Here is an 11,113-nt window from a genome sequence, read left to right as displayed (position 1 = left end):
GATCGACCCCCACTCCCCTTCTTCGCAACTCACCTTACCCCTAAACATACCTAAATGGCTCGCTAATCACACGCTGGCATGCTCAGCATTCATTGATTGGATGATGCCGTTAGCAGGAGATGATGATGAATGCTAAGAAGCTCGAAATTTTAGAGCAAGTCTTCACTGATGAAATAAATTGTTCAAAGTATCCGACTCAACTGAAAGGAAAGATGGCAGAGCAACTATGCGAAGATGGATATCTTGAGAGAGTAACAACAACATTGGGCGGATCTATGCCCGTCATCATCGAAGGCTATGTCCTCACTCATTCTGGTCGGTACGCGTATTGTCGTTCTTGTTCTGATGGAGAGGTTTGATATGACAGAACTTAAACCATGCCCGCATTGCGGAAGCGTAGACATATCCAATGCCACAACCTCTCTTGCCTACTGTCTTCGCTGCCTGGACTGTCGAGCAGAAATGCGCTCATTTGTGAGCATTGATGATGCAGTGAATAAGTGGAATCGGAGGGTATGATGCATGATGCATTATCAGCCCAAAGGCAGCATGTGCATGGGTTGCCGGCACCAAAAACGTGATTGTAGTCACCTACGCTTCGAGAGTATGCAGCCAATCAAGCACTATCCGGATAAGACGATAGCCGTCAGATGTAGCGATTTCGATAAGGTGGAAAATGGATAAATACTCTCTAGTCAGCGGTGGCCTGCACTCAACAAGAATCATGCACAGAGACGGTCGCATCATGGGCGCAAGTGAATGCTGTATGTTGCTTAATCTGTTTCATGATCGCATCAATAAGATGGAAGAAGAGATTAGGCAAATTGACAGGGATGATGACGAGCATGAGCTTAGAGAGACGCTGAGATATCTTGAACTGATTGATAAATGAATTATCAAGTAATCTTTGACAGCTGAACCTTCTGGAAATTCTTATCATTCATTTCTGTCTTACTCAAAAGATTGTATGATTGAGAAAGAACCTATGATCATAAAGACTGGCGGAAGGGTTAATAATGAGAGAGTCATCGGTATATAAAATCAGTTGCCATGGTTGTTGGCAAAACGAAATATTAGAAAAAATAATGCATGCTAAAATAGAAAATTTTGATGTTTCAGAGCTACATGCATCTATGAAGCTGTACATGTATGTAAGAGTGAATGCTAGAAGAAATCATATGTACTCATTAGTAACAGATAAATCAGTTAAAGAATATCTATTTGGGTATCCGCTTGTAGCAGACGAGAATCTGAAGGATTTTGAGCTTAAACTTATCTATCATCGTTAATAAAAGTTAGCGAACTAGAATCTTAATTAGTAAAAGCCAATAAGTAATAACTACAGGACGCCTAGAGCGTCTTTTTTATTGGGAGAAGCCTCAATGATCAACAGTAATAATTGCACCTCCCACAAAGAGAAAATAGCTAGCATTATGACCGATGTCGCAGATTATGTATTTGCTGCGGAGGCATATCAAGAATATGCACGTTGTCAAATCAACATGCAGGGAAATGGATGGAAATTCACTAAAGAGATAGTACCGAGTGATTTTCCTTACGAAAAAGAGGATTTCTCTCCAAGCGAGGATTTAAAGACAAATCTCGAAAAGGCCAAGTCATTCATTAGTAAAGCAATTGATCGAATTGATGCCGCTTAATGAAGCGTTTTTTTACGACTGGAGAAAGAGAATGGAATACATAACACCCGATCCACGTTTCACTATCATCAGCAAGACTGAAGCAGCCAGAATTTGTGGTATCAGTACACGAGAACTGGATAGAAGAAGGAAGAATGATCCAGAATGCCCAAAGGGCTTCAAAGAAGGTAAGAGTCAGCAATCACTTGTTAAATTTCGTCAACAGGATATATTTGATTATGTCGACGTGCTAATTAAGCGCGCTAAAGCGGCTGGATAATAAGCCTACCAGCAATCTCCTTGTATGCCAGGATGTATGCCAGTCGTTAAATTTATTGATAACATACTGTTTTATAAGAAAGGTTTAATCCCCTTTGTCCGCTCCACTTCTTTTTTATTGCTCCAATATTTCCACCATTGGGATGCATTCCTGGCCAAGCTCTGCCTATCATGAACATTGGACACGTTCATGCAACCATTCATATAACAATCGACAGCGCTTCGTATCAGGTGTATTTCTATATCCTCTTGACGGCCATACTGGAATTCAAGGTACATGGCGTAAACAGAGCATAATCCAGATGCCCGGTCACACGGGCACCTTATTCTCCCTGATCAAGTTATTCATGATGAGTGTGACAGCTGCTCATTCGTCATCAACCGTTTGCTCCATACCAACACAGTAGCTCTCTGTTGTTTTCTAATTCGATTTTATCCTTCCTCATTCCTGGCGCTTATCCTTTAGTCTCTTTTCTTCGATAAAAATTGTAAAAAATTTGCAATTCGAGTAATAAATTAAATAAATCGTTATATATCCACGTTGCTTTACGTTTATAAAAATGACTATAAAAACATAGGTAATAGCATGACCACGCCGGCCAATCCCGCACCACAACACTCTTCTTCACCCCATCGGACAGATGAACAGATAAAACGAAGGCTTTCGATCATTACTTTGGTCGCGTGTCTGGGTGGACTACTCTTCGGATACGATACCGGTGTCATCAATGGCGCGCTTGAGCCCATGAAACACAGCCTTCACATGACTTCCTTTATCGAAGGGTTGGTGGTCAGTATCCTGATTTTCGGTGCATCCATTGGGGGGATGACAGGCGGTTTTCTCTCAGACCGCCTCGGCCGTCGTACCAACATTCTTCTTCTCTCCATCGTTTTTGCGATTGGAACGCTGGGATGTGTACTCTCGCCCAATTGGCAAGTGCTGGTGATCTTTCGTTTTGTTTTGGGACTTGCGGTTGGAGGCGCCTCAGCCACTGTGCCCATTTATCTGGCAGAGTTATCGCCTGCCGAAAAACGTGGCAGCATGGTCACCAAAAACGAATACATGATCGTATTCGGTCAGTTTTCCGCTTTCGTCATTAACGCATTGATCTTTTACTTTTTTGGGCACAACGAACATATCTGGCGTTTCATGCTACTGGTGGCTCTTGCACCTGCTATCGCACTTTTCTTCGGCATGCTAAAGCTCCCCGAAAGTCCTCGTTGGCTCTCTATGCAAGGGCAGAAGAAAGAGGCATTCGAGGTACTACGTGAGATACGGTCGGTAAGACATGCGCGGAAAGAAATGCGTGAAGTAGACAAAGCCATTAGTGAAGCGAAAAAACGCCAATTGGAACAGGAGGATGGCTTCTTTTCTGACTTCAGCCTGAAATGGGTCCGGCGTCTTGTCATTATCGGAATCGGTATTGGTATTTTCTGTCAGCTAAGCGGTGTCAATGCCGTGATGTATTACGGAACGCAACTCTTGCAAGGTGCCGGCTTCAGTAGCACGTCAGCGGTTATCGCCAATATACTCAACGGTGTCGCAGGTATCAGTGGTATCACCATGGGGATACTGATCATCAACAGGGTGGATCGAAGGATGATTCAGATTGTTGGGTTTGTGATCATTGCCTTTATACATTTAATGATAGGTTCCTGCGCATTGATGGTGCCTGACAGTGATCCGCTCAAGGCATGGTTGATACTGGGCCTGGTCGCCTGTTTTGTATTTACGGTACAAGGCACGGTTTCGCCACTGGCCTGGCTACTGTTATCGGAAATATTCCCCTTGCGTATACGCAGCCTGGGCATGGGGATCAGTGTATTTACGCTTTGGATCAGCAATGCATTAGTGGCATTTCTTTTCCCCCCGCTCGTAGCCAGTATCGGGATTGCATTAACCTTTTTTATCTTTGCGGGCTTTGCCGTTATCGCTATTCTGTTTTCGGCCTATCTTATTCCTGAAACGCGAGGAATTTCTTTGGAAGAATTCGAACGTCAGTTCAAACTTGAGGTAGGTAAGTAACCCAGTGAGTAATGCTGGAGAGTTTGACACGAGCGCCGGATAAAATGGCGAAGATGAGTAGAATAGAGAATGGTAGTCAGGGAATAGAGCGTTGCTGGATAACAGCTCTACCAGGTGGCACTCAGGGGGCCAGTGCCCCCTCAGCCTGACCTCTCATTGAAAGAGAGGCTATTTGTTGTAAGTGAGATACCTGGCCAGGGCATCATGCATCTGGGCCTTGCGCTCGTTTGAGGCAAAACTGGCATCAATGGCATTGCGAGTCAGTCGCGCCCACGTTTCCCTGTCAAAATCGAACGCTTGTTGAACAGCCAGGAAGTTGTCATTCATGTATCCACCAAAATAGGCGGGATCATCGGAATTCAAAGTAACATTGAGGCCCTTGTCGAACATCTTACGCAACGTATGTTGTGCCATATCATCAAACACCTTCAAGTAGATATTCGAAAGTGGGCACACCGTTAGCGGCATATTCAATTCAACCAACCGATCAACCAACGCATCTGACTCCAAACTACGTACACCATGGTCAATACGCTGAACGTGCAAACTATCCAGCGCACCAGTGATATACTCATGAGAACCCTCTTCCCCCGCATGAGCAACGCGATAAAGTCCCAATTCCGCAGCTTTGGCAAATACCCTTTCGAACTTTTCGGGAGGATTCCCCACTTCTGCCGAATCAAGCCCCACGCCGATGAAATGGTCACGGTAAGGCAAGGCAGCCTCCAGGGTAGCCAACGCAGACTCTTCGCTCATATCACGCAAAAAGCTCAGGATGATTTCACTGCTGATGCCCAATGTTTCACGCGCTTTTTGGCAACCCTGCGCAATACCGGCCAATTGTGTTTCAATGGCAACACCCCGTGCCAAATGGGCCTGTGGATCGAAGAAAATCTCTGTATGTATAACATTGTCCGCCGCAATACGCTCAAAATAAGCATAAGTGACATCCAGGAAATCTTCTTCATTCACCAGTACCTGCATATTGTCGTAATAAAGGTTCAAAAACGACTGCAAATCACGAAAAGCGTATGCTTTCTTCAGGGACTCGATACTGTCATGCGCTAGTGCTATTCCATTACGCTGTGCGAGCCTGAAGATCATTTCGGGCTCCATTGAACCTTCAATATGCAGATGAAGCTCTACTTTCGGTAGCCCTTTAATAAACTCTTCCATGCTGGTTGCCTCTTCGTTCCAACAATTAATTAAGCAGCCTGGCAGACGCACTCATTACAACGCACTGACACTCAAAAACTGCAATTTCACCTGGCTATTATCGTTTACTTTTGTAATTACGCAAAAGTTTGTAGGCAGCACCTAGTCAAGACGGCTTCTACCTTTTAAAATTAACGTTCTCTATCAATATGGACACCCTCTTGAACACCTCCTCTGATGATGGTCCCTGTCGACCTTTAGCCCAATCTTCCACTTGTTTCTTTCCTGTAAAACAGCATTTGTGGCACTCGCATAAAGTGGCTATCAGCCTCCTTGTGGCTCCCTCTCATGCCCGTTTCCCGGGAGATCATCACCATGCTTGAATGGATTACAGACCCGACACTATGGGCGGGATTGATAACGCTCATCCTGCTAGAACTGGTACTGGGTATCGACAATCTGGTGTTTGTCGCCATCCTGGTCGATAAAGTCGAACCGCAAAAAAGAGACCGTGCCCGCATCATCGGTATTCTGCTGGCGCTGGTCATGCGCATTGCATTACTTGGATGTCTAAGCTGGTTAATGGGGCTATCCCAGCCACTTTTCACCCTATTTAGCATGGGTTTCAGTATTAGAAATCTCGTACTGTTGGCCGGTGGATTTTTCCTCATCTACAAGGCAACCAGTGAGCTTCATGAGCATATATCGCCGGCGAGTCATAACTCGACCAGCGCCAGCTCGCACTCTGCGCTTTGGGTTGTCATCACCCAGATCGTTGTATTGGATGCCGTCTTTTCAATCGATTCGGTCATTACCGCAGTAGGTATGGTCAACCACATGGGTGTGATGGTGGCTGCAGTTATCATTGCCGTACTGCTCATGCTGATCGCCAGTAAACCGCTGACGCTGTTTATCAATAGAAATCCGACCATTGTAATGTTGTGTCTTGGCTTCCTGTTGATGATTGGTTTCAGTCTGGTATGTGAAGGTTTGAAATTCGAGATTCCAAAAGGCTACCTTTATGGCGCCATCGTCTTTTCCATTCTGATCGAGTTACTACAGGAATTGCGCAGACGCGGTCAAAAAAACCTATCGGCGTACGGTAGCCGTCGGGCGCGTACTACCGCTGCGGTAATGCGCATGATCGGCGGGGGTACCCTGGAATTCCAGTCACCCGATGGGCAAGAGAATAAAGGGAAAGACCGAACAGGTGATTCCTCCCCCTCGGATGAACAAATATTTCAGGAAAATGAGCGTCGAATGGTTCAAGGCGTGCTCTCTTTGGCCGATAAACCTATAGAGGCTATTATTACCCTACGTCGTGAACTGGAAACCATTGATGTCACAGACCCGATTGAAGTTCAGCTGGATGCCGTAGTAAACAGCCAACATTCATGGCTGGTCGTCATAGAGGATGGTCACAGTGATGAACCGCTTGGCGTTATCAACAAGAAGCGCTTGCTCGATCCATTACTGAAGGGACAACGCCCTTCCAATCTACGCTCGTGGATAGAACAGCCACTGGTATTGCTGGAGAATGTCTCCGTCGTCAATGCTGTCGAACACTTCCGTAATTCAGGCAAGAACCTGGCCTTTGTTGTTGATGAATTTGGCACATTGAACGGTATTGCCACGACAACCGACATCCTTGAAGAGATTGCAGGCAAACTGCCTGATCCGGGTGAAACCGAAGTCCCGGTAGTCACTCAGGTTTCAGCACATGGTTATGATGTTGATGCCAGTGAGGATGTCCATGACTTGAATAACCAATTACCTTACCCTCTGCCCAACAGCAAGGATTACACAACATTGGCCGGACTGGTGTTGGATCGATTGGAATCACTTCCCTATGTAGGCGTATCACTGGAAGTCGAGGGTTGGAAGCTGGAGGTGTCCGAAATCGAGCGCCACCGCATTAAGCGTGTACGTATGACACGTGAAGAACATCATGGAGAATAGGGCTTTGCTGGCGTTTAATCAGCGCTAGCACGTCAGGAAGGATTGTATGTCTGAAAATTACCGATGGTATACCATCCAATGCAAGGGGCGGGAGTCTGTACGAGCGGCCGAAAACCTGCATCGGCAGGGGTATGAAATCTTTCATCCCCTCGTAGCCAATACAGAGGGCCGCCACACTCCACTATTCCCCTATTATCTATTTATTCGACTGAATCTGATCGATAGCAACTGGCGTCCTATCCGTTCTACCCGTGGCGTTCTTAAGGTCGTGCGTTTTGGACCACAGCCCACACCTGTTCCCGATGACTTTATCGTCACGTTGAAGGAGTTTGCTTTTCAGACAGAGGCAGACCCCGTCAATCATTACATCCGGCTCAAACCCTCGTTGAAAAGTGTGAGCCCGACGGATAAAAAAGAGTATCTCGCCGTCCTCGACAAACGAACCGGGGATGAGCGTGTTATTGCACTGCTGAACCTGATAGGTGAAATCAATAGTTCCAAAACACGTTGATTACATGGAATATCGCGTTGGATTTGGCAATGCCGATATAATCACAATGCCCAATGCAAGTTCCCGCTCAAAAGGTATATTCTTACCCTGAATGGATGTGCTCTCCTGAAGGCATCAGGCGCCACAAGCCCGGAATATGCTTTCAGGAAAACACGCTATATATGACTAGCGTAGTTGAAGGAGAAAGTAGAAATGAACACTCGCTGCCGACTGCCCGATTGGGAGTCCAGGGAGATGACAGCTGAGCAGGCTGCCTCATTAATCCAGGATGGCATGGTTGTCGGAACAAGCGGTTTCACCCGCGCGGGAGAGGCCAAGGAAGTCCCCCTCGCATTGGCCAGACGTACCCGGACGGAACCCTTGCAAATAACCCTGATGACAGGTGCTTCATTAGGGAATGATATTGATGCCAATCTGGTTGAATCCAATGCTGTATCTCGGCGCCTCCCCTTTCAGGTAGACAGGGTAATGAGAAAGGCAATCAATGAAGGCCGGGTCCTTTTCACTGATATTCATTTATCAGAGGTTGTAGAACAATTACGTAACCGGCAACTTCCTGCTGTAGACATCGCCATCATTGAAGCCGTCGCCATCACTGAAGAAGGAGGTATTGTACCCTCTGCTTCTGTAGGCAATTCAGCCACCTTTGCACAACTGGCTGACAAAGTGATTGTGGAGCTGAATGAAAGCTGGCCATCAGCCCTTGAGGGACTCCATGATATCTATTTGCCTGAAATGCGCCCGAATCGTACACCGGTAGATGTTGTCGCCCCTGATACCCGAATTGGTACGCCCTATATTCAGGTGCCCCCTGAAAAAATAGTGGCCATTGTACGCACCAGTCGTCCGGATTCCCCGTCGAACAATACCCCCGCTGATGATGAAACCCGTCAGATCGCCTCACATCTGGTCAACTTCCTGAGTGAAGAAGTACGGCAGAATCGTTTACCCCCTGAGTTGTTTCCGATCCAGGCAGGAATCGGTACCATGGCCAATGCAGTGTTGGAAGGGCTGGCAGATTCTTCTTTCAAAGGGCTGACAATGTATTCCGAGGTACTGCAAGACAGCGCCTTCGATTTGCTGGACAAAGGAACGCTTCGCTTTGCCTCTGCAAGTTCCATCACCCTCACTAAAGCATGTGGTGATCGAGTCTGGCCTAATATCGAGTCCTATAAAGACCGGTTGATTCTCAGGCCTCAGGAAATATCCAACCTCCCAGAGATCGTTCGTCGTCTGGGTATCATCGCTATCAATACAGCACTGGAAATCGACATCTACGGCAATGTAAATTCTACCCATGTTGCCGGCACCCGTATGATGAACGGTATCGGTGGTTCAGGTGACTTTGCGCGTAACGGTAATCTTTCGATATTTATTACGAAATCACTGGCGAAGCATGGCGATATATCGAGTATCGTGCCTTTCGTCAGCCACGTGGATCATTGTGAGCACGATGTCGATATTATTGTTACAGAGCATGGCCTGGCTGACTTGCGTGGTCGCTCGCCCAGAGAGCGTTCACGACTGATTATCGAAAACTGTGCCGATCCACTCTACCAGCCTGCACTTAACCGGTATATAGAAGAAGCCGAGAAACGGGGCGGGCATACACCTCACTGCCTTGAAAAAGCGCTTTCATGGCACGTAGCGCTTGAACAGGAAGGATCGATGACGTCCATTCGATAAACCGGGCGACAACAGGCAATCAACCCAGCTTTGAATCTTGCACAACAAGACGGATTGGTTGCCTGTAACATCGGTTTTCAATTGACTATTCTCCATTCACTGTTTGTTAACACCCGCATATATGGCATGGAGAAATTTTTTCTTGCTGCTGAAATTGGGACTTCGAACCACAAAACGCCAAACTTGGAAAAAGTCCCCCCTCTTTCACGTAACATTTCGTTTACGGCATATACGTATTCGTCTTCGGATAATAGAAACAGTGTCATAAAATACAAAAGGCAAAAAATTATCACTGGAACACAACCGAACAAAATTGCCCTGACCACATGTTCCTCTTATCATAACAGGATAGGTTGAAGCGATGAGTACGTATTACTTGCTTGTTAAGTTTCTCCAACCTGCGCATCCAAACATCAAATGAGAGATTATAAATGATTCGTAAAGCTGTCCTCCCGGTAGCAGGATTCGGGACACGTTGTTTGCCCGCTTCCAAGGCTATCCCCAAGGAAATGATTACGATTGTTGACAAGCCGGTTATTCAATATGTTGTTGAAGAAGCGGTAGCTGCAGGTATCAAGGAAATCGTACTTGTCACGCACTCTGCCAAGGCGGCGATAGAGAATCATTTTGATAAACATTTCGAGCTTGAGCATCAGCTCAAGGAAAAAGGAAAACTTGACCTTCTGGAGCAATTGAAAAACATCATCCCGGATGATGTCACCATCGTTTCAGTGCGTCAGGAAGAAGCCTTGGGATTGGGACATGCCATTCTCTGTGCACGCCCGGTTATCGGTGACAATGAACCCTTTGTGGTTATGCTGCCTGACGTATTGGTAGATGCAAAGGGTAAAACACCGAACGATTTGGCACGCATGATCGAAGCTTATGACGAATCAGGCGATGCCCAGATCATGGTTGAAAACGTAGCGCCGGAAGTAGCCTACAAATACGGGATTGTCGATATCCAGGGTAATGATCCAGAACCCGGCCAGCATGCCAAAATCAAAGGAATGGTCGAAAAACCAAAAACCGGTACTGAGCCCTCTACTCTCGCCGTTATCGGCCGCTATTTGCTGCCAGGCAATATTTTCCCGCTTCTGGCCGATACTAAACCCGGCGCAGGTGGTGAAATTCAGCTAACGGATGCCATTGACGAACTTCGCAAGGACGGCCATGTGGATGCCTATCGCATGACAGGTGACACCTATGATTGTGGTTTTGCGCTAGGTTATCTCGAAGCGACTCTCTCTTATGGTAAACGTCATCCCACGTTGGGTAAGGATTTTACAGCGCTTCTTAAAAAATATGCGGATGCTTGAGATTCCCATATCAGTATCTGAAAAACCAATATATGGGGGCATGATCAAATAAAAAGGCGCCGCTGATTTGATGAGTCAGCGGCGCCTTTTTATTATTCAGTGCAATTTTTCATGCTTGAACTATTTTCCAACCAACATCCTGATGCTCAATGAACACTAATCCCCAATGAGCCCCCAATGAACGCTTTTCCAACTCAAAAGCAGGCTCAGGAATGAATTTTACTGAGCGCAAAGCGCACCACTTTCAGGGCAACAAATGCAATGATTGCCATCAGTACGAGCGTAATAATCATGGAGAGAGGATGAACGATCAAAGTCGCGATCAAGATACCCGTGACGACTGGCCAGATAATACGATCACTTTTTTCACTGGCTTCCTCAGGTTTAAGCGGTTCGGGAACATAACTTTTAATGAGATTGCCGAAAAAGCCATCCCACATAACATAGCCACCAATGGCGACAACCAGAAAAACAACAATCCACACTAGCGATGACATTGGAATCTCTCTCCTCAAAACAGTTTTGATTGAGTGAATATAGT

11 protein-coding genes are annotated in these 11,113 nt (G+C 46.3%); 9 read left to right on the top strand and 2 right to left on the bottom strand.

The genetic code is table 11. From position 1 onward, the window contains the following. Positions 1 to 297: 297 nt before the first annotated feature. The 5 genes from LMG33818_RS12110 to LMG33818_RS12090 all read left to right on the top strand — a co-directional run bounded on the left by LMG33818_RS12110 (position 298) and on the right by LMG33818_RS12090 (position 3,942). The gene (locus tag LMG33818_RS12110; protein ID WP_442323653.1) at positions 298 to 519 is read left to right on the top strand and encodes a Lar family restriction alleviation protein; all 222 of its coding nucleotides are present in this window, start codon (positions 298 to 300) and stop codon (positions 517 to 519) included. 157 nt (positions 520 to 676) lie between these two features. Further along, a complete protein-coding gene (locus LMG33818_RS12105) occupies positions 677 to 892 on the top strand; it encodes a hypothetical protein (RefSeq protein WP_442323652.1) in 216 nt (71 codons plus the stop codon). Between the two features lie 490 nt (positions 893 to 1,382). Continuing rightward, the gene (locus LMG33818_RS12100) at positions 1,383 to 1,658 is read left to right on the top strand and encodes a hypothetical protein (RefSeq protein WP_442323651.1); all 276 of its coding nucleotides are present in this window, start codon (positions 1,383 to 1,385) and stop codon (positions 1,656 to 1,658) included. Positions 1,659 to 1,689: 31 nt separating this feature from the next. Continuing rightward, positions 1,690 to 1,917, top strand: a complete 228-nt coding sequence (locus LMG33818_RS12095) for a hypothetical protein (protein ID WP_442323650.1) — start codon at positions 1,690 to 1,692, stop codon at positions 1,915 to 1,917. Positions 1,918 to 2,502: 585 nt separating this feature from the next. Next, a complete protein-coding gene (locus LMG33818_RS12090; protein WP_442323649.1) occupies positions 2,503 to 3,942 on the top strand; it encodes a sugar porter family MFS transporter in 1,440 nt (479 codons plus the stop codon). A gap of 168 nt (positions 3,943 to 4,110) precedes the next feature. Here LMG33818_RS12090 and LMG33818_RS12085 read toward each other — a convergent pair whose 3' ends face one another. Next, a complete protein-coding gene (locus LMG33818_RS12085; protein WP_442323648.1) occupies positions 4,111 to 5,118 on the bottom strand; it encodes an adenosine deaminase in 1,008 nt (335 codons plus the stop codon). Positions 5,119 to 5,472: 354 nt separating this feature from the next. On the opposite strand from LMG33818_RS12085, the gene LMG33818_RS12080 reads away from it, so the two are divergent. The 4 genes from LMG33818_RS12080 (at position 5,473) to galU (ending at position 10,572) form a co-directional block, all read left to right on the top strand. Continuing rightward, positions 5,473 to 7,056: a TerC family protein gene (locus LMG33818_RS12080; RefSeq protein ID WP_442323647.1), complete on the top strand. Its 1,584-nt coding sequence runs from the start codon at positions 5,473 to 5,475 to the stop codon at positions 7,054 to 7,056. A gap of 46 nt (positions 7,057 to 7,102) precedes the next feature. Next, on the top strand, positions 7,103 to 7,567 hold the full coding sequence (locus LMG33818_RS12075; RefSeq protein WP_442323646.1) for a transcriptional activator RfaH: 465 nt from the start codon (positions 7,103 to 7,105) through the stop codon (positions 7,565 to 7,567). 192 nt (positions 7,568 to 7,759) lie between these two features. Then, positions 7,760 to 9,253, top strand: a complete 1,494-nt coding sequence (gene scpC, locus LMG33818_RS12070; protein ID WP_442323645.1) for a succinyl-CoA:acetate CoA-transferase ScpC — start codon at positions 7,760 to 7,762, stop codon at positions 9,251 to 9,253. 431 nt (positions 9,254 to 9,684) lie between these two features. Continuing rightward, positions 9,685 to 10,572, top strand: coding sequence for a UTP--glucose-1-phosphate uridylyltransferase GalU (gene galU / locus LMG33818_RS12065; protein WP_442323644.1), 888 nt, complete (start codon positions 9,685 to 9,687; stop codon positions 10,570 to 10,572). Between the two features lie 206 nt (positions 10,573 to 10,778). Here galU and LMG33818_RS12060 read toward each other — a convergent pair whose 3' ends face one another. After that, on the bottom strand, positions 10,779 to 11,069 hold the full coding sequence (locus LMG33818_RS12060; RefSeq protein ID WP_442323643.1) for a hypothetical protein: 291 nt from the start codon (positions 11,067 to 11,069) through the stop codon (positions 10,779 to 10,781). Positions 11,070 to 11,113: the final 44 nt, after the last annotated feature.

Source organism: Cernens ardua (assembly GCF_051251085.1).
Lineage (GTDB): Bacteria > Pseudomonadota > Gammaproteobacteria > Pseudomonadales > Halomonadaceae > Cernens > Cernens ardua.
Note: the sequence above shows the minus strand (reverse complement) of the source record. Positions and strands in the feature narration are given on the sequence as shown.

What these genes read in the sequence shown, in the direction of transcription:
- LMG33818_RS12085 (WP_442323648.1), bottom strand. Translation starts at nt 5,118, where the DNA reads ATGGAAGAGTTTATTAAAGGGCTACCGAAAGTAGAGCTTCATCTGCAT.
- LMG33818_RS12060 (WP_442323643.1), bottom strand. Translation starts at nt 11,069, where the DNA reads ATGTCATCGCTAGTGTGGATTGTTGTTTTTCTGGTTGTCGCCATTGGT.
- LMG33818_RS12105 (WP_442323652.1), top strand. Translation starts at nt 677, where the DNA reads ATGGATAAATACTCTCTAGTCAGCGGTGGCCTGCACTCAACAAGAATC.
- galU (WP_442323644.1), top strand. Translation starts at nt 9,685, where the DNA reads ATGATTCGTAAAGCTGTCCTCCCGGTAGCAGGATTCGGGACACGTTGT.
- LMG33818_RS12095 (WP_442323650.1), top strand. Translation starts at nt 1,690, where the DNA reads ATGGAATACATAACACCCGATCCACGTTTCACTATCATCAGCAAGACT.
- LMG33818_RS12110 (WP_442323653.1), top strand. Translation starts at nt 298, where the DNA reads ATGTCCTCACTCATTCTGGTCGGTACGCGTATTGTCGTTCTTGTTCTG.
- LMG33818_RS12100 (WP_442323651.1), top strand. Translation starts at nt 1,383, where the DNA reads ATGATCAACAGTAATAATTGCACCTCCCACAAAGAGAAAATAGCTAGC.
- LMG33818_RS12090 (WP_442323649.1), top strand. Translation starts at nt 2,503, where the DNA reads ATGACCACGCCGGCCAATCCCGCACCACAACACTCTTCTTCACCCCAT.
- scpC (WP_442323645.1), top strand. Translation starts at nt 7,760, where the DNA reads ATGAACACTCGCTGCCGACTGCCCGATTGGGAGTCCAGGGAGATGACA.
- LMG33818_RS12080 (WP_442323647.1), top strand. Translation starts at nt 5,473, where the DNA reads ATGCTTGAATGGATTACAGACCCGACACTATGGGCGGGATTGATAACG.
- LMG33818_RS12075 (WP_442323646.1), top strand. Translation starts at nt 7,103, where the DNA reads ATGTCTGAAAATTACCGATGGTATACCATCCAATGCAAGGGGCGGGAG.